This is a genomic window from Massilia terrae, from assembly GCF_024753145.1.
Classification (GTDB): Bacteria; Pseudomonadota; Gammaproteobacteria; order Burkholderiales; family Burkholderiaceae_D; genus Telluria; species Telluria terrae.
In genome coordinates, this window is the sequence record NZ_JANUGU010000008.1 from 120,500 (window position 1) to 138,694 (window position 18,195).

The 18,195-nt window shown below is 67.9% G+C and carries 14 protein-coding genes; 10 read left to right on the top strand and 4 right to left on the bottom strand.

From position 1 onward, the window contains the following. Nucleotides 1-138: 138 nt before the first annotated feature. The gene (thiL, locus tag NX778_RS20190) at nt 139-1,110 is read left to right on the top strand and encodes a thiamine-phosphate kinase (protein WP_258813587.1); all 972 of its coding nucleotides are present in this window, start codon (nt 139-141) and stop codon (nt 1,108-1,110) included. Nucleotides 1,111-1,200: 90 nt separating this feature from the next. Here the strand turns inward: thiL and NX778_RS20195 are convergent, their stop codons facing one another. Continuing rightward, nucleotides 1,201-1,968, bottom strand: a complete 768-nt coding sequence (locus NX778_RS20195) for a sulfite exporter TauE/SafE family protein (protein WP_258813588.1) — start codon at nt 1,966-1,968, stop codon at nt 1,201-1,203. 88 nt (nt 1,969-2,056) lie between these two features. Here NX778_RS20195 and NX778_RS20200 point away from each other — a divergent pair, with 88 nt between their 5' ends. Continuing rightward, complete coding sequence (locus tag NX778_RS20200) at nt 2,057-2,938, top strand: LysR substrate-binding domain-containing protein (RefSeq protein WP_258813589.1); 882 nt, start codon at nt 2,057-2,059, stop codon at nt 2,936-2,938. On the opposite strand, the gene NX778_RS20205 is transcribed toward NX778_RS20200, so the two are convergent. Both NX778_RS20205 and NX778_RS20210 read right to left on the bottom strand, forming a co-directional pair. Then, on the bottom strand, nt 2,935-5,520 hold the full coding sequence (locus NX778_RS20205; protein ID WP_258813590.1) for an EAL domain-containing protein: 2,586 nt from the start codon (nt 5,518-5,520) through the stop codon (nt 2,935-2,937). The two genes, NX778_RS20200 and NX778_RS20205, sit on opposite strands and share 4 nt — an antisense overlap. Beyond that, nucleotides 5,517-7,490, bottom strand: coding sequence for a sensor histidine kinase, YfiR-like protein-associated (locus tag NX778_RS20210; RefSeq protein ID WP_258813591.1), 1,974 nt, complete (start codon nt 7,488-7,490; stop codon nt 5,517-5,519). The genes NX778_RS20205 and NX778_RS20210 overlap by 4 nt, the downstream gene beginning before the upstream one ends. Before the next feature lie 296 nt (nt 7,491-7,786). On the opposite strand from NX778_RS20210, the gene NX778_RS20215 reads away from it, so the two are divergent. From NX778_RS20215 to NX778_RS20245, 7 genes are all read left to right on the top strand, one after another. Next, nucleotides 7,787-8,269, top strand: coding sequence for a CinA family protein (locus NX778_RS20215; RefSeq protein ID WP_258813592.1), 483 nt, complete (start codon nt 7,787-7,789; stop codon nt 8,267-8,269). After that, nucleotides 8,269-9,156: a metallophosphoesterase family protein gene (locus tag NX778_RS20220; protein WP_258813593.1), complete on the top strand. Its 888-nt coding sequence runs from the start codon at nt 8,269-8,271 to the stop codon at nt 9,154-9,156. The genes NX778_RS20215 and NX778_RS20220 overlap by 1 nt, the downstream gene beginning before the upstream one ends. Nucleotides 9,157-9,187: 31 nt before the next feature. After that, entirely contained in the window at nt 9,188-9,916 is a 729-nt protein-coding gene (locus NX778_RS20225) for a nucleotide-binding protein (protein ID WP_258813594.1), read from the top strand. A 6-nt stretch (nt 9,917-9,922) separates the two neighbouring features. Then, entirely contained in the window at nt 9,923-10,381 is a 459-nt protein-coding gene (locus NX778_RS20230) for a hypothetical protein (protein ID WP_258813595.1), read from the top strand. A 30-nt stretch (nt 10,382-10,411) separates the two neighbouring features. Next, nucleotides 10,412-13,228 carry a M16 family metallopeptidase gene (locus NX778_RS20235; RefSeq protein WP_258813596.1) on the top strand — a complete coding sequence of 939 codons (2,817 nt, stop codon included), beginning with the start codon at nt 10,412-10,414 and terminating at the stop codon, nt 13,226-13,228. Between the two features lie 116 nt (nt 13,229-13,344). Continuing rightward, a complete protein-coding gene (locus NX778_RS20240; RefSeq protein ID WP_258813597.1) occupies nt 13,345-14,628 on the top strand; it encodes a DUF2264 domain-containing protein in 1,284 nt (427 codons plus the stop codon). A gap of 31 nt (nt 14,629-14,659) precedes the next feature. Further along, nucleotides 14,660-15,832, top strand: coding sequence for a purple acid phosphatase family protein (locus NX778_RS20245; RefSeq protein ID WP_258813598.1), 1,173 nt, complete (start codon nt 14,660-14,662; stop codon nt 15,830-15,832). On the opposite strand, the gene NX778_RS20250 is transcribed toward NX778_RS20245, so the two are convergent. Further along, a complete protein-coding gene (locus NX778_RS20250) occupies nt 15,802-17,172 on the bottom strand; it encodes an aminotransferase-like domain-containing protein (RefSeq protein WP_258813599.1) in 1,371 nt (456 codons plus the stop codon). The two genes, NX778_RS20245 and NX778_RS20250, sit on opposite strands and share 31 nt — an antisense overlap. 155 nt (nt 17,173-17,327) lie before the next feature. Here NX778_RS20250 and NX778_RS20255 point away from each other — a divergent pair, with 155 nt between their 5' ends. Then, nucleotides 17,328-18,191, top strand: a complete 864-nt coding sequence (locus tag NX778_RS20255; protein ID WP_258813600.1) for a DMT family transporter — start codon at nt 17,328-17,330, stop codon at nt 18,189-18,191. Nucleotides 18,192-18,195: the final 4 nt, after the last annotated feature.

Consider the following 18,195-nt stretch of genomic DNA (forward strand, 5'->3'; position numbering starts at 1 on the left):
CGTTCCCGCGCAGGCGGGAACCCCATTTCGCTGAGCAGACGCTACGTGTGCTCGATGCGTTAGCACTGCGCCGCCAAAATGGGGTTCCCGCCTGCGCGGGAACGACGGCAAAGGGCTGCGGAGTACAATGACGCCGCCATGCTCTCCGAATTCGACCTCATCAAACGCTACTTCACGCGCGAGCGCGCCGGCCGCGCTTCGACCGTGCTCGGCGTCGGCGACGACTGCGCCCTGCTCGCGCCCACGCCCGGCATGCAGTTGGCGGTATCGACCGACATGCTGGTCGAGGACCGCCACTTCTTTGCCGGCGCCGACCCGCGCAAGCTGGGGCACAAGTGCCTGGCCGTGAACCTGTCGGACCTGGCCGCGATGGGCGCGCGCCCGCTCGCGTTCACGCTGGCGCTGGCGCTGCCGCAGGCCGATGCCGACTGGCTGGCCGGCTTCTCCGAAGGCCTGTTCGCGCTGGCCGACGAATATGGCTGTGAACTCATCGGCGGCGACACCACCCGCGGCCCGCTCAATATCTGCATCACCGTGTTCGGCGAAATCGAACCGGGCCACGCGCTGCGGCGCGACGCGGCCCGCGACGGCGACGACATCTGGATCTCCGGCACCCTGGGCGACGCGCGCCTGGCGCTGGCCGGCTACCGCAACGAAGCCTGGCTCGATGCCGCCAGCCACGAGCAGGCCGGCGCACGCATGCACACGCCGACGCCGCGCGTGGCGCTGGGCCGCCTGCTGGCCGAACAAAAACTGGCCCGTGCCGCGCTCGATATCTCGGATGGCCTGATCGGCGACCTTAGCCACATCCTGGCCGCATCGCGGGTCGGCGCCACGCTCGACGTCGATGCGCTGCCGGCCGGCCTCGCCCTGCAGCGCGAGGACCAGGCCCTGCGGCGCCGCTTCACGCTCGCGGGCGGCGACGACTACGAGCTGTGCTTCACCGCCGCACCGGCACAGCGCGCCGCGATCGAGGATGCCGGGCGCGCCAGCGCCACCCCGGTCACGCGCGTCGGACGCATCGAAGCCGCGCCCGGGCTGCGCCTGGTCGACGCGCATGGCGTGCCGCTTGCGCTGTCGCTGCGCGGCTGGGATCACTTCCAGCAGTAGGCCGGGCGAACTTGGCCGCGAGGCTGGCGACCATCGCCAGCGCTCCCAGCGTTTCCAGCAATACGTCGATCATGCTTCCCTCCCGTTGAATCAGCGCTGCAGCAGCGCCGGCGCGTAGGCCTTGATGAAGAACGCCAGCGTGATGCAGGACGTGGCGAGCAGCGTGACGGTGCGGATAAGCTGCGGCGAAGCGCGCCGCCCGAGATGCGCGCCGCCATAGCCGCCGATGACCGCACCGATGAGCATCGCCAGCGTCTCGTGCCAGTGCACTGCGTTGGCGATGATGAAGGCGACCACGGCCACCATGTTCGCCGCGCTGACCAGCAGCGTGCGCGGCGCGTTGAGCTCCTTCAGCTCGCAGCTGTCGAGCAGTCCCCACATCGCCATCATCATGATCCCGACCGCGCCGCCAAAATAGCCACCGTAGACGCCAAGCGCGAACTGGACGGCCAGCACCGCACGCGCATGGACGTGGAAGCGTGCCCGCATCGCCTCGCCGATGCGCCGCCCGAACGCCAGCGCAATGGAAGCGGCCAGCAGCAGCCAGGGCAGCACGAACGTGAAGGCCGCCGACGAAGTCCGCAGGAGCAGCAGCGCCCCGGCCAGGCCGCCGCACACAGTCACGCCCAGCAGCGCGCGCAGCGATACAGCGCCCACCGGACGCAAGCCGTCGCGGTAGGCCCAGGCGCTCGCCAGCCCGCCGGGAAACAGTGCGACCGTACTCGAAGCATTCGCCTGAACCGGTGGCACGCCGGCCGCGATCATCGCCGGCAAACTGACGAAGGAGCCACCGCCCGCCAACGCATTCATCGCCCCCGCCACCACTCCGGCCAGAAGCACCAGGATCATCGTGTTCATCCAGTCATGGTAGTGCCCGTGGGACGCCTCCGCAATCTGGCAATTCCGGTGCTACACTTCGGAAATTCCGAATGCAGAAGGCTTTGCGATGCGCTTCGACCTGACCGATATGCGGCTGTTCCTGACCGTGGTGGAGTGCGGTAGCCTGACCCAGGGCGCACGCGCGATGCACCTGGCGCTGGCTTCGGTCAGCGAACGCATCGCCGGCATGGAGGCGGCCCTCGGCGCGCCGCTGTTGGAGCGCAACCGGCGCGGCGTGCGCGCCACCGCCGCCGGCGAAGCCCTGGTCCGGCACGCGCGTTCGATCCTCGGCCAGGTAGAGCAGATGCGCGGCGAACTGCGCACCTACGCCACCGGCTTGAAAGGCCGCGTCAGGCTGCTGTCCAACAGCGGCGCCCTGTCCACCTTTCTCCCGCAGCAGCTGTGCCGCTTCCTCGCGGCCCACCGCGACCTGGCGGTCGACCTGGAGGAGCTGACAAGCACCGGCATCGTGCAGGCACTGGTCACCCGCCGCGCCGACCTCGGCATCGTCGCCGACACCACCGACCTGGGCATGCTGCAGACCCACCTGATCGCCACCGACAAGCTGGTCGTCCTCACAGCCCACAAGCACCGCCTGGCCCGGCAAGCAGCCGTCGCCTTTTCCGAAGTCCTCGACGAACCGTTCGTCGGCCTGAAGGACGCCGCGCTCGAAACCCACCTCGCGGAACGCGCCTCGCGCCTGGGCCGCCAGTTCGATTACCGGGTCCAGCTGCGCAGCACGGAAATGGTGGCAATGCACGTCGAAGCCGGCATCGGGGTTTCGATCATGTCCGATGCGGCGGCGCGCACCCTGCACCGCGACCTGGCCGTGCTGCCGCTGGCCGAAGTGTGGGCTACGCGCCGCATCTACCTGTGCGCGCGCGATTTCGCCGCTCTGCCGCCGCACACGCACTTGCTGGCGCAGCAGCTCTTGCAGCAGGCCGCCTAGCGCTCGCTCGGCGCCGGCCCCTCGCCCATGCGCGGGGTCTTGCGGTCGTCGTAAGGCCCGTGCTGCAGCCAGTAGTGGCGGAAGGCGAGGCGCACGTTCTCGCGCAGCTCGTCGTCGTCCCAGGGCTTGGTGTAGAAGCGGTAGATCGCGCCGCGGTTGATCGATTCGAGCACAGTGCCGACCTCGGTGTAGCCGGACAGGATGATGCGAATCGTGTCCGGGTACATCTCCTTGACCTTGCTGAGGAATTCGGTCCCGCTCATCACCGGCATGCGCTGGTCGCACAGGATCACCTGCACGTTATGCAGCGCCAGCAGCTCGAAGCCCTCGGCCGCGGACGCCGCCGTCAGCACGCGGTAGTTGTCGCGCCTGAACAGCCGGTGCAGCGCGCCCAGCACGTTGACGTCGTCGTCCACCACCAGCAGGGTCTGCACATTGCGGTCGTCGGCCGAGGGCTTGTCGGGCTGGCTGCGGTTTTCTTCCACCATCGCCACCAGCGCGTCCGGCGTCAGCGCGCGCGAGAAGTGGAAGCCCTGGATCTCGTCGCAGCGGTGGCGCCGCAGGTAGGCCATCTGGGCGCGCGTCTCCACCCCTTCCGCGATCACCAGCATGTGCAGGCTGTGCGCCATGTTGATGATGGCCTGCGCGATCGCGGCGTCGTCCGGATTGGTGATGATGTCGCGCACGAAGGCGATGTCGATCTTCAGCTTGTCGATCGGGAAGCGGCGCAGGTAGGCCAGGCTCGAATAGCCGGTGCCGAAGTCGTCGATCGCGACCTTGATGCCCATCTGCTTCAGGCGCGCCAGCACTTCGATAGTGTGCTCGGCCTGGCGCATCAGGGCGCTCTCGGTCAGCTCCAGCTCCAGCAGCGCCGGCTCGACCGCGTGGCGCTCCAGCGCCTCGTGCACGGTCTGTCCCAGGTCGCCCTCCGCGAACTGGCGGCTCGACACATTGACCGCCACCCGCAGGTCGCGCAGGCCCTGCTCCTGCCAGGCCGCGATCTGGCGGCAGGCCTCGCCGATGATCCACTCGCCGACCCGCACCACCAGGCCGGTCTCCTCCATCACCGGCACGAACTCGGCCGGGTACACCAGGCCGAAGCCGGGACGGTTCCAGCGCAGCAGCGCCTCGACCCCGCTGACACGGCCGGTGTTCAGGTCCATCTTCGGCTGGTAGTGCAGCTCGAACTGGTCGTCGTCGAGCGCGCTGCGCAGCGCCAGTTCGAGGTCGAGCCGCGCCAGCACCTGCACGTTCATGCCGGCGGTGAAGAAGCGGAAGCCGTCGCGTCCGGCCTCGCGCGCCCGCACCATGGCGGTGTCTGCGTACTTGACCAGGGTGCCGGGATCGGTGGCGTCGTCCGGGTACATGGCGATGCCGATGCTGACGGTCAGCGCGGCCTGCTGCCCGTGCAGGTCGAACGGCGCGCGCATCGACTCGCGCACCTCGTTGGCGGTGTTGACCGCTTCCTGCTGGTCGCGCGCCATGGTCAGGATCAGCGCGAACTCGTCGCCGCCGAGGCGCCCGACCGTGTCGCGCAGGCGCACGCAGCGCACCAGCCGCGTGCTGAACTGGCGCAGCAGCTCGTCGCCCAGCGCCGGGCCGAGCGAATCGTTGATGATCTTGAAGCGGTCGATCGCCATGAACAGCACCGCCACCCGCCACTGCTTGTCGCGCGCCAGCTCGATCGCGTCGCGCAGGTTCTGGAAGAACAGCGAACGGTTCGGCAGGCCGGTCAGGCCGTCGTAGTGGGCCAGGTGCTTCAGGCGCTGCTGGGCGTGGATGCGTTCGCTGATGTCGCGCGCCACCGCGATCAGCATGTGGCTGTGGCCCTCGCTCAGCTTCTGCCAGCCGATCTCCACCGGCACCGAGCCCTGGCCGTCGGCGCGCAGCAGGTCGGTCTCGACCACGTCGTGCTCGCGCGGCGTGCCCTCGTCGCGCAGCAGGCGCTGCAGGTGTTCGCGGGTGGCCAGGCCGAGCGCCACCGGGTCGATCCGCAGCAGCGCGTCGCGCGAGAAGCCGAGCATGCGGCAGGCGCCGTCCGACACGTCCACCATCGCCATATTGGCGGCGTCGATCAGGAAGATGGCGTCGGCGGTGGCATCCATCGCGCCGCGAAAGCGCGCCAGCTCGGCGGTGCGCTCCTTCACCTTGCGTTCCATGCGCGCGCCGTAGTCGTTCGACTCGCGGTGCAGCAGGCGCACTTCGAGCAGGTTGCGGATGCGCGCCATCACCTCCACGGTGTCGAAGGGCTTGCTGATGAAGTCGCGCGCGCCGGCCTTGAGCGCGGCGAGCTTCTTGTCCGGCTCGGCCGTCACGACCAGCACCGGCAGCCAGGCGCCCGGCTCGACTTCCTTGAGCTGCTCCATCACCTCGAAGCCGCTCATCAAGGGCATGTGCAGGTCGAGGATGATCAGGTCGTACTGCTTCTCGCGGTGCAGCTCGGCGACCTGACGCGGGTCGGTCACACTGTCGACATTGTCGTAGCCGGTGGTCTTGAGCAGGTATTCCAGCAGCTGCACGTTGACCTGCTGGTCGTCGACCACCAGGATGCGGGCGCGGCGGATGTCGGCTTGCGAGATCATGCGGCGCTCTCCCGTTCGCGCAGGTGCGCCAGCGTGCTGTCGATGGCCTGGTTGAACATGGCGATGTCGATCGGTTTGGTCAGGTAGCGGAAGAAGCCCGCGGCCAGCCCGCGCTCGACGTCGCGCGGCATCGCGTTGGCGGTCAGCGCGATCACCGGGATGGTGGCGGTGGCCGGGTCTTCGCGCAGCGCGCGCACGGCCTGGTAGCCGCTCATGCCCGACAGGTTCAGGTCCATCAGGATGATTTCGGGGCGGTGCGCGTGCGCCATGTCCAGGCCCAGCTTGGCGTCGGGCGCGGTCAGCAGGCGCAGGTCGGCGCGCATGCGCACGATCTCCTCCAGCAGGCGCAGGTTGGCCGGGTTGTCCTCGATGTAGAGCAGCAGGTGCGGCGCAAGGTCCGGCCCTGGCGCGGGATCCGCGGCGGCTTCCGCCGTCGCCTCCTGGCGCGTCCCCAGCTGCGGCGCCACCGCCGCGTCGAGCTGGATCGAGAAGGTGCTGCCGACGCCCTGGCTGCTGGCGACGTCGATCTCGCCGCCCATCAGCTCCACCAGCCGCCGCGTCACCACCAGCCCGATGCCGGTGCCCTCCTGCGCGCCGTTCTCCTGGCCGAGCCGGTTGAAGGGCTGGAACAGCTGGCCGAGCTGCGCTTGCGACAAGCCCATGCCGGTGTCCTGCACCGACAGCCGCAGCCGCCCCGGATCGCCCGGCACGCAGGCCAGCACCACCGAGCCGCCCTCGCGGTTGTACTTGACCGCATTCGACAGCAGGTTGAGCAGCACCTGCTTCAGGCGCGTGCGGTCGGCCCGCACCATGGCGCCGGACGGCTCCGGAAACAGGGTGCGGATGCCGCGCGCGGCCGCCATCGGCTCGATCATCACGCGGCACTCGGCCAGCAGCTCGTCGACCCCGACCGGCTCGACCGACAGCGACACCGCGCCCGACTCGATCTTGGCCAGGTCGAGGATCTCGTTGATCAGGGTGAGCAGGTGGCGCCCGGCCTTGACGATGTGGCCGGCGAACTCGCGCTTCTGGTCGTCGCTGGCGGGCAGCGCGTCGGAGTTCAGGATCTGGGCGAAGCCAAGGATGGCGTTGAGCGGCGTGCGCAGCTCGTGGCTCATCGAGGACAGGAAGGCCGACTTGGCCTGGTCGGCGCGGCGCGCCTCGTCGATGGCGCGCTCCAGCTCCGCATTGGCCTGCTCCAGCTGCCCGGTGCGCTCGTGCACGCGCTGCTCCAGCCCGGCGTTCAGGCGCATCACTTCCTTTTGCGCGCTGGCGCGTTCCTCGGCCTCGCGCGCGATGTCGCGGTAGGAGTTTTCCAGGTCGCGGGTGCGCTGCTGGATCACGCCCAGCATGGTGTTGAAGGAGTCGACCAGGTCGGCCGCCTCGTCGTTGCTGATGCGCTGTGCGCGGCGCGAGTAGTCGCGGGTGCTGACCACGTCGCGCGCGATGCCGGTCAGGGCCACGATCGGCGTCGTCACTACGCGTCCGAGGCGGCGCACGACCAGCCAGGCGGTGGCCAGCGCCAGCAGGGTGACCCCGGCCGCGATCAGCAGGTAGTCGGCGGTGCGGTCGAGCAGGGTGTTTTCGACCCGCAGGTAGACCATGCCCAGCATCTCGCCATTGTCGATGATCGGCGCCGCCATCTCGACGTTGTCGCCATGCGCGCGCGGCGGCCCGCCGGGCGGATGCAGCGGAAAGGCCGGCAGCTCGCCCGGGGCCACATAGGTCGCGAACAGCCGGCCGGACGCGTTGTAGATGGCGCCGGCGCGCACCGTGGAGCGGCTACGCAGCGTCGACAGGTTCTCGCGCGCCAGCCGCGCATCGTCGAAATTGAGGGCGGCCGCGGTCATGTGGCCGAGCAGCTCGGCCTCGGTCACCAGGTCGGCCTTCAGGGTGCGCTGGTAGCTGCGCAGGTCGTACCCGATCACGGTGCCGACCGAAACCACGGTGGCGGCGAACGTGGTCGACATCACAACCGCCATCAGCTTCGTGCGTATTGAACGCAGCCTGATCACTGCCGTGTCGGCCGCGGACATGCAATACGGGAGTATGGCATCTCGGGTCGTGGTGATAGTTGGAGAAAGCCTTCGTGAAGGCGCATTTCAGGATAGCAGCAGGCGCCCGCGTCATGTCGCACGGAACGATCGAACGGGCGTCCACCATGGCCGCGTCACGAATGAACGTTTTGCAACACAGTTCGCCGCGCTGCGCAGTAGAATGGAGACGCGCGAGCGCGCTTCCACAGCCACGGATCAAGGAGCGAAATGTGACGAACGAACTTATCGAACTGGCCACCAAGGTTGGCCGGGCGCTGGAGGGCAAGCGGCTGACACTGGCGACCGCCGAGTCGTGCACGGGCGGCGGGGTATCGCAGGCGATCACCGAGATCGCGGGATCGACCGGGTGGTTCGAATGCGGCTTCGTGACCTATTCCAACGCCTCCAAGACCGAGATGCTGCAGGTGCCGGACGCGCTGATCGCGCAATTCGGCTCGGTCAGCGAGGAAGTGGCGGCGGCGATGGCCGAGGGCGCGCTGGCCAACAGCACCGCCGACATCGCCATCTCGACCACCGGCATCGCCGGACCCAGCGGCGCGGTGCCGGGCAAGCCGGTCGGCACGGTGTGCTTCGGCTGGTCGCGCGGCGACACCACCCACACCGAGCGCCTGGTGTTCTCGGGCGACCGCGCGGCGGTGCGTGAACAGACGGTGGCCTACGCGCTGCGCGGGCTGTTGCGCTTCATCGAGTAGTGCGCCGGCTGGCCTGGCGCACGGCCGCGGCCAGCCTGGCGCTGGCCGGCGCTGGCGCGCACGCGGCGCCCGCGGTGACCGTGTATGCGGCGGGCGACATCGCGCGCTGTGGTTCGGCCGACCCGAAATGGTCCGGCGCCGCGGCCACCGCCGCCATCGTGTCGCACGGCCTGGCGCAGGATCCGTCGGCCGCCGTATTGACACTGGGCGACCACACCTATCCCGACGGTCGCACCGCCGAATTTCACACCTGCTATGCGCCGACCTGGGGCCGCTTCCGCGACCGCACCTGGCCCTCGCCCGGCAACCACGAATACGCCAGCAAGGGCGCGGCGCCCTACTTCGCCTACTTCGGCGAACGCGCCGGCAAGGGTTACTACAGCGTCGAACTCGGCGCCTGGCATGTGGTGTCGCTGAACAGCGGCCTGTCCGGTGCGCCGATGCGCGAGCAGCTGGCGTGGCTGCGCCAGGACCTGGCCGGCCGCAAGGCCCGCTGCACGCTCGCCTATTGGCATATCCCCCTGTATAGTTCAGGCGGACACGCGCCCAACCCGGTCATGCGCGAGGCATGGCGCATCCTGTACCAGGCCGGCGCCGACCTGGTCCTGTCCGGCCACGACCACGATTACGAACGCTTCGCGCCGCAGGACGCCGACGGCCGGCTGGACGAGGCGCACGGCCTGCGCCAGTTCGTGGTCGGGACCGGCGGCGCCTATCCGACGCCGTTCCGCTGGCCGGTCGCGCATACCGAATCGCGGGAGAATTCCCGCTTCGGCGTGCTGCGCCTGAAGCTGGCGGACGGCGGCTACGAGTGGCGCTTTTTGCCGGTGGCCGGGACCGAGGGCCAGGGGCCGGAGCCGGACCACGGCAGCGGGCGCTGCCACTGACGCACACAAAAAATATATCTGGAGCTTAGGGATGCACAACACGGTTCACTTCATCTTGCAGGGCAAGGGCGGCATCGGCAAGACACTGGTCTCGACCATCCTCGCGCAATGGCTGGCCCAGAAGGACGACGCCAGGCTGCGCTGCTTCGACACCGACCAGGAGAACCCCACCTTCTCGCGCTACAAGGCCCTGAATGTGAAGCACGTGCCGGTGATGACCGACACCCGCAACATCGACCCCAAGCGCTTCGACGCGCTGATGATCGACATCCTGGAAGAAGAAGGCGACTGCGTGGTCGACAACGGCGCCAACAGCTTCACGCCGCTGATGGCCTACCTGATCGAGAACGACTGCTTCGCGATGCTCGAGGAAGCCGGGCGCAAGGTCTACATCCACACCATCGTCGGCGGCGGCGACACCCTGCACGACACCGCCACCGGCTTCGCGGCCACCGCCAAGGCCACGCACGTGCCGCTGATCCTGTGGGAGAACGAGCACTTCGGCCGCCTCGCCTCCCCCAGCGGCAAGGTGTTCACCGAAGCGCAGACCTACCTCGATCACGCGACGCGCGTGTGTGGGCGGGTGGTGCTGGCGGCGCGCAACCCGGACACCTTCGGCGCCGACATCAAGAAGATGAACACCGGCCGCCTGACCCTGTCCGAAGTGCGTGAGAGCGAACGCTTCAACGTGATGGAGAAGCAGCGCATCAAGGTCGTATTCCGCGACCTGTTCGAGCAGCTCGACAAGGCCGGCTGGTAAACCACCATGGACCAGCAAAAACTGCGCACCCTGGTGTTCGAAAAGACCGGCGTGAAGATCGACGTCGACGATCCCGTGTTCGCGCTGGTCGCGCTGAACGAGGCGGTGCTGGAAGAAGCGGTCGAGCGCCACGTCGGCCTGCTGCACGAAGCCAGCGGCGCGCTGGCGGGCAAGGTGGCCTCGCTGCAGGGCCGCGCCGACGCGGCGCCGGTGGCGCATGGCGGCGGTGAGCGGCGCATGCTGCTGGTGGCAGGCGGCGCCGCCGTACTGGGCGCGGTGCTGGTGCTGGTCGGGCAGGCCCTGTTCTTCCGGCCCGCCCCGGCGGCCGCGCCGGTGCTGCAGGCGAAGGAACTCACGCCCGAGCAAAGCGCCGCGCTCCAGCAGGGCGAAAAGCTGGCCCGCATCGTCTCGAAACTGGACAAAAAAACCCGCAGCGCCATCGAAGCCGAAATGCAGAAACCCTGACGCGGCCGCCCGGGCCGCATGGAGGACGACATGAAGCCTGGACTGCTGTTCGCCGCCACCCTGCTGCTGGCCGGGCTGTGCGGCCCCGTTCCGGCCGCCGCCCCCGCCGTGCCGCCCGCGCCCACGGTGCGCATCGACTACCAGAAGACGGTGCTGGCCAACGGGCTGGAAGTGATCCTGGTCGAGGACCACCGGCTGCCCGTGGTCGCGGTCAATATCTGGTACCACGTCGGGCCGGCCAACGAGGCGCCGGGACTGACCGGCTTCGCCCACTTGTTCGAACACATGATGTTCGCGCAGACGCGCCACGTGCCACGCGGGATGGCCGACAGCCTGCTGGAAGGCGCCGGCGCCACCGACAGCAACGGCAGCACCGACTTCGACCGCACCAACTACTTCGACACCGCGCCGTCCAACCAGCTCGAACTGGCGCTGTGGGTCCACGCCGACCGCATGGGCTACCTGCTCGACGTGCTGGACCAGGCGGCGCTGTCGAACCAGCAGGACGTGGTGCGCAACGAGCGCCGCCAGAACATCGAGGACCGGCCCTACGGCATCGTCGAGGAGGCGCTCTACCACACGCTGTTCCCGAAGGAGCATCCCTACTACGCCGATGTGATGGGATCGCACGCCGACATCCAGGGCGCGAAGCTGGCCGACGTGCGCGAATTCTTCCGCCGCTACTACGGGCCGAACAACGCCAGCGTCGTCATCGCCGGCGACATCGACAAAGCGAAGACACTCGCGCTGGTGCGCAAATACTTCGGCAGCTTCAAGCGCAGCGAGCCGGTCGCGCGGCGCACGGTAGCCACGCCGGCGATTACCAGCGAACGGCGCGTGACGGTGCCGGACCGGATCGAGCTGCCGCGCGTGTTCATCGGCTGGCTGACGCCGCCGGCCTACCAGCCGGGCGACGCCGAACTGGACGTGCTGGCGCAGATCCTCGCCGGCGGCAAGTCGAGCCGGCTGTACAAGACGCTGGTGTACGACCGCCAGATCGCGCAGGAAGTGAACGCGTCGCAGAACTCGTACGCGCTCGCCTCGACCTTCGTCGTGGACGTCACCGCGCGGCCGGGCCAGTCGCTGCATGACATCGAGGCCGCGGTCGACGCCGAGCTCGCGGCGCTGCGCGACAACGGCCCCACCGAGCGCGAAATCGAACGGGCTCGCAACACCATCGAGACGCGGCTGGTGGCACAGGTCCAGAAGCTCGGCGGCGAAGGCTTGGCCAACCTGGTCAACCGCTACAACCAGTACACGGGCGACCCGGGCTATCTGCAGAAGGACCTGGAGCGCGTGCGCCGCGTGAGCGCCGCCGACGTCCAGCGCGCGGCGCGCCAGTACCTGCAACGCAATGCGCGCGCCGTGGTCGAGGGCGTGCCCGGCAAGCAGCAGCTGCCGCCCGACGTGCCGGCGCCGCCGCCGTCCAAGCAGAAAGCGGCGCCGGTGGCGGGCATCAACCGCGACGAAGCCTGGCGCTACAAGGCGCCCAAGGCCGGCCCGGCGCCGCGCTTCACGCCGCCCAAGGCGAACAGCTTCCAGCTCGCGAACGGGCTCACGGTGATCCACTACTACAATCCGGCGCTGCCGCTGGTGGCGGCGCGGCTGGTGGTCCGCAGCGGCACCGATGCCAATCCTGCCGACCTGCCGGGCCTGGCCGACTTCACCGCCACCACGCTGGACGAAGGCACGGCCACGCGCAGCGCGCCGCAGCTGGCCGACGAGATCGCGCAGCTGGGCGCCTCGTTCGGCAGCGGCAGCACGGCGGACGCCTCGGCGGTATCGTTGTTCGCGCTGAAATCGAACTTCGCGCGCGGCTTCGAGATTTTGGCCGACGTCGCGCTGCGTCCGGCCTTCCCCACCGCCGAAGTCGAGCGCCAGCGCGCCAGCCGCCTGGCCGAACTGGCACAGCAACGCGACGAACCTGAGCTGGTGGCGGCGGTGGCCGCCAGTGGCGCGCTGTACGGCGCCGATCATCCCTACGGCTACGGGCGCCTCGGCACCGAGCCTGCGATCCGCGCCGTGACGCGCGACGACCTGCTGGACTTCTGGCGCCGCCACTACGTGCCGGCCAATGCGGCGCTGGTGGTGGCCGGCGACATCACACGCGACGAGCTGCGCACGCTGGCGCAATCGCAGCTGCAGGGCTGGTCCGGCGCGCTACGCGACGGCTCCGGCCCGGGCGCGCCGGAGACCACGCAGGCGCGCGTCGTCATGGTCGACAAGCCGGGCGCGGCGCAGACCGCGTTGCGCGTGACAAGCATCGGTGCGGCCCGCACGACGCCGGACTATCCCGCACTGGAGGTGATGAACGCGGCGCTCGGCGGACTGTTTTCGAGCCGGATCAACAACAAGCTGCGCGAGCAGAAAGGCTACAGCTACGGCATGTTCTCGCAGTTCCGCTACGACCGCACCGCGGGGCCGTTCGCGGTGTCCGGCAGCGTGCGCGGCGACGTCACCGGCGCCTCGGTGAGCGAAATTTTCAAGGAGGTCGAGCGCATGCGCGCGCAGCCGATGCGCGAGCAGGAACTGGCAGGCGCGCGCAACTCGCAGATTCTGTCCCTGCCGGCGCTGTTCGAGACCGATGAAGCGATCAGCGGCAGCATGGCCGACCTGTTCGTGTTCGGCCTGCCCGCGGATTACTACCAGCAGCTGCCGGCGCGCCTGTCGGCCGTGAGCGCGCAGCAGGCGCAGGCGGTGGCGCGAAAGTATCTGGCGCCCGAGCAGATGGTGGTGGTGGCGGTGGGCGATCGCGCCAAGATCCAGCCGCAGCTGGATGCGCTCAGGCTCGGCAAGATGGAGTTGCGCGACAGTGATGGGCAGTTGCTGGAGCAAACAGGAAAATGAAATAAAGTTCTTTCGTTATAAGCTGATTCGAAAGAGCATGCTTACGAATCGCTAAATTTTTCTTTCCTTTATCGAGCTTATTGATTACATTTTCAAAAACCTCATAAAGGAGACCCATGGAACGCCGACATTTTCTTGGCGCGATGATGAGCTGCGCGGGACTGGGCGCAAGCGCCGGGAGCGAAGCGCGCGGCACCAGCGAAGCAAACGGAGCAAGCCTGTCGCTGTCTGCGCCTGCGAGCGATGCGCGCGCCTACCAGCTCGAGCTCTTGCGGAAAATGGCCATGCCCGTGCTGGAAAACATGGCGAGGGGGCAGTTGAAGAAAAAGTTCCCGCTTGAACTGAGCCCCAGCTGGGGCAAGGCGGACACGCGGGTCGCCTATCTTGAATGCTTCGGACGCCTGATCGCCGGCCTCGCGCCCTGGCTGGCCCTGCCGGATGACGACAGCGCGGAAGGCAAGCTGCGCCGCCAGCTACGCGAGCTTGCCTTGCAAAGCTTCGCCAATTCGGTCGACCCCGCCAACCCCGACTACCTGGCTTGGGTGTCGAGCAACCAGACCTTGGTCGACTCCGCCTATTTCACGAACGCGCTGATGCGGGCGCCGAAGGCCCTGTGGGATCCGCTCGACGCGGTGACCAAGAAGCGCATCATCGCGGAGATCAAGGGCGTGCGCCGCTACGAGCTGGGCTACAACAACTGGCTGCTGTTTGCCGCCATGAACGAGGCGTGGCTGCTGTCCATCGGCGAGGAGTTCGACATCCTGCGCATCGATACCGCCGTGCGCAAGATGGAGGAGTGGTACGCGGGCGATGGCTGGGTCAAGGATGGCGAAGCCTTCCACTTCGATTACTACAATTCGTACGTCATCCATCCGATGCTGCTTGAAATCCTGGAGCAGATGGCCGGCCATCAGCGCGCGATTTTCTACCGGAAGCCGGAGGACATCCGCGACCTAGCGCTCAAGCGCATGCAGCGCTATTGCGAACACCTGGAGCGCTTGATTTCGCCGGAAGGAACTTATCCGACCATCGGCCGCTCGCTGACCTACCGCACGGCGGCGTTCCAGCCGCTTGCCTTGCTGGCCTTGCGCAAACAACTGCCGGCGTCGCTGCCGGAAGGCCAGGTCCGTGCCGCCCTGCACGCCGTGCACACGGCGGTGTGGCGCAATCCGACCAATTTCACCGCGGACGGATTCCTGACGCTCGGTTTCGCCGGCCACAATCCGCAGATCGCGGACTCCTATTCGAACAACGGCAGCATGTACATCGCTTCGACCGGCCTGCTGTCCCTCGGCCTGCCGGCGAGCGACTCCTACTGGACCAGCCCGGCGCTGGACTGGACGCAGAAGAAGGCGTTTGCGGGACAGCCCTTCCCCAAGGACTACGCCGTCAATTATTGATTCGCGTGCAGACAATAAAAAGGAACCCAGCTTGATTTCCAAAATGAAGAAGGCCCTGGCCGCGCTCTGCGCCAGCTTGTCGATGCTGGCCGCGCACGAGGTGGCCCAGGCCCAGTCCGAACCGTACAAGGTATTCGACACCAAGCCCGTCATCACCGAAGGCCCCTATCTGGTCGCCATGTCCGACACCGCCGTGTCGGTGGTGTGGATGACCGATGCGCCAAGCCATGCCAAGGTGCGCCTGGACGACGGCAGCAAGGTGCGCGAGATCGAACCGCAGGTCGACGGCCTGGTGCCGGTCGGCCTGCGGCACGTCGTCACCATCACCGGGCTGGCGCCGGGCACGCGCTACTCCTACGAGGCCATCGCCACCCGGGTCGTCAAGCTGAAGCCCTACTGGCCCGACAAAGGGCTGAGCATCAGCAGTCCGGCCGCCAGTTTCACGACCTTCAGCGCCCGCCAACCCGCGGCCTCGTTCAGCGTCATCACGGATACTCACGAGGACACGGCCCGCATCGGGCGCCTGCTGAAACTCGTCGACTGGAGCCGCACCGACGCGCTGGTCCATCTGGGCGACGCCTTCAACTGGCTCGATTCGGAAGAGCAGCTGTTCGGCAAATGGCTGCGTCCCACATTTGCGGCAATGGGCCCCGGCAAACCCTTGCTGTACGCGCGCGGCAATCATGAATTGCGCGGCGCCTTCGCACGCCAGCTGTCCGGCTACGTGCCAACGCCCGAAGGGACTTATTACTATTCCCGTGCGATGGGGCCGGTGCACCTGCTGGTGCTCGATACGGCCGAGGACAAGCCGGATGACACCAACGTCTATGCGCAACTGAATCGCACGCAGCCATATCGCGAAGAAGAACTGGCGTGGCTGCGCGGCCAGGTAAGCGGCGACAAGCACCTGGCGAATGCGCCGTTCCGCGTGGTGGCGATGCATCAAAGCGATTGGGGAGCGCTGCCGGACAAGGGCGCGGCATGGACCGCGCTGGCCAACCAGGCGGGCATCGACCTGATCATCGCCGGCCATGATCACAAGTTTTCCTACGAGGCCCCCAACCAGCAGCACAGCTACCATCAATTGATCTTGGGGCAGGACCAGCTTGCGCGCGTAGACGCGACGGACCGCGTGCTGACGGTGAAGGTGAGCACGGACAAAGGCGCGCCGGTCTACACGCTCACGATCCCGGCACGCCGCTGAAGCGCGCGTGCCAGGACCTTGAAGATCCGGTCGTCGCCCGATTGCGCGACGTTGAAGCGCACGAAGTCGCGTGCGCTCAGTGACTGACTGAACGCGTTGCCGGGCGCGAGCACCACCTTCTCTTCCAGGCATGCCCGCGCGACGCCGGCCGCATCGGCCCCATGCGGCAATCGACACCAGAGGAACATGCCGGCCTGCGGCACCAGCCAGGGCTTGATGCCGATCGTCGCGAGCCGGGTGATCGTCTTCGCCATCTGCTCCGCCAGCCGCAAGCGCACTGCCTCCATGTGCTTGCGGTAGCCGCTGTCGGTCAGCGCGCGAAGGACCAGATCGGCCGCCAGGCGGCTGCCGCTGAACGAGGTGGCGAGCTTCAGGTCCGCGAGGCTGTCGATCCGGTCGGCCTGTGCCGCAATGTAGCCGCAGCGCACCGAGGCCGAGATGGTCTTGGAAAAGCTGCCGATCTGGATCACGCGCGACAGGCCATCGAAAGCAGCCAGCCGCGGCGCCGGGTTGACTTCGAGGTCGGCGAAGATATCGTCCTCGACGATCACGAGATCCGAGCTGTCGGCGAGTTTCAGGATCCGGTGCGCGGTGACGGGCGACAGCACGGCGCCGGTCGGATTATGGAGACCAGAATTGGTGATGTAGAGCCGTGGCGCGTGCTCCTGCAAGGCGGCCCCGAAGGCCTCGACATCCGGTCCCGCCGGCGTGTACGGAACGCCCACCGCCTTCACGCGATGCGCCTTCAGCAGCGCGTGGAAATTGAAGTAGCAGGGATCGTCCACCAGCACGGTGTCGCCTGGCTGAAGGAGGTAGCGGCAGATCAGGTCGATCGCCTGCGTTCCCGAGTCGGTGAGCATGATCTGTTCGGGCGGGGCCTCGATGCCGTTACCCATCAGCCGCCGTGACAGGAAGCGGCGCAATTCCGGGTGGCCGAGCGGGGTCGCGTAGTCGGTCAGTTCCAGCGTATCGGCACGCGCCTGTGAACGCAGGGCGCGGCGCATCCCTTCCTCATACAGCCAGTCGGATGGCAGCCAGCCGCAGCCCGGCTTGAGGACGTCGGCCTCGTTCTCCAGCGACTGGCGCGAGATCCACAAGGGATCGACTTCGCGGTCGATCTTGGGTCCGATCCGCGACAGGGCCAGCGGCGCGACCGGCCCGGCCACATAAAAGCCCGATCCGGGACGCGACACGATGACGCCTTCGGCGGCCAGCCTTTCGTAAGCCTCGACCACGGTCGACACCGACACCTGCATCGCCTGCGCCTGCGCGCGGACCGAGCGCAGGCGCGCTCCGGGCAGGTCGGCGCGCGATGCAATCCGCGACCGGATGTCGGCCATCACCGCATTGATCCTCGTGCCGCCTCGCCTCACTTCCCCTCCCCGGCCGTACTGGCCTGATGTACATAACAGTTCTTTTCAATTGTATTGGATTGTGTCTGGCGGGGCCACCGTCGCCGATGCTCTACTGGAAGCTGTCAACGATGGAGTTTTTGATGGAAAAGACGGCGAACGGCTGGATCAACGGATTTATTGGGGTGACGATTTTCGCAGGGTCATTGCCGGCGACACGGGTGGCCGTGGCCGGCCTGTCGCCGGCCTTTGTGACGAGCGCGCGGGCGTCCATCGCCGCTCTGCTCGGCCTGGCAATGCTGCTCCTGTTCCGCCAGCCGAGGCCGAAAGCGGCCGACTTGCCCTCGCTGGCCATCGGCGCCTTCGGCACGGTGCTGGGTTTTCCGCTGCTGACCGCGCTGGCGCTCCAGCACATCACGTCGGCCCAGTCGATCGTCTTCCTGGGCCTGCTGCCATTGTCGACGGCAAGCTTCGCCGTGATGCGTGGCGGCGAGCGTCCGCGGGCGCCGTTCTGGGCTTTCTCGCTGGTCGGCGCCGCTGTCGTCGCCGGCTATGCGGCAAGCGGCGGTGTCGGGCCTTCGCTGGAAGGGAACTTGCTGATGCTGGCCGCCATCGTCGTGTGCGGACTCGGCTATGCGGAGGGCGCGCGCCTCACCCGCACGCTGGGCGGTTGGCAGGTCATCAGCTGGTCACTGGCGCTGTCGCTGCCCGTGATGCTGCCGCTTGCGCTGCTGACCATGCCCGCTGCGCCGGGCCTGGTCGCGTCGTCGGCATGGATGGGACTCGCCTACGTCTCGGTGTTCAGCATGCTCATCGGCTTCCTGTTCTGGTATCGCGGCCTGGCGCAGGGCGGCATCGCGGCCGTCGGCCAACTGCAATTGTTCCAGCCATTCATGGGCCTCGGTCTCGCGGCCTTGCTGCTTCATGAGAAGGTCAACGGGGCAATGATCGTGGTGACATTGGGCGCGGTGATCTGTGTCGCGGGGGCGAAGAAATTCGCCAGCTGACCCA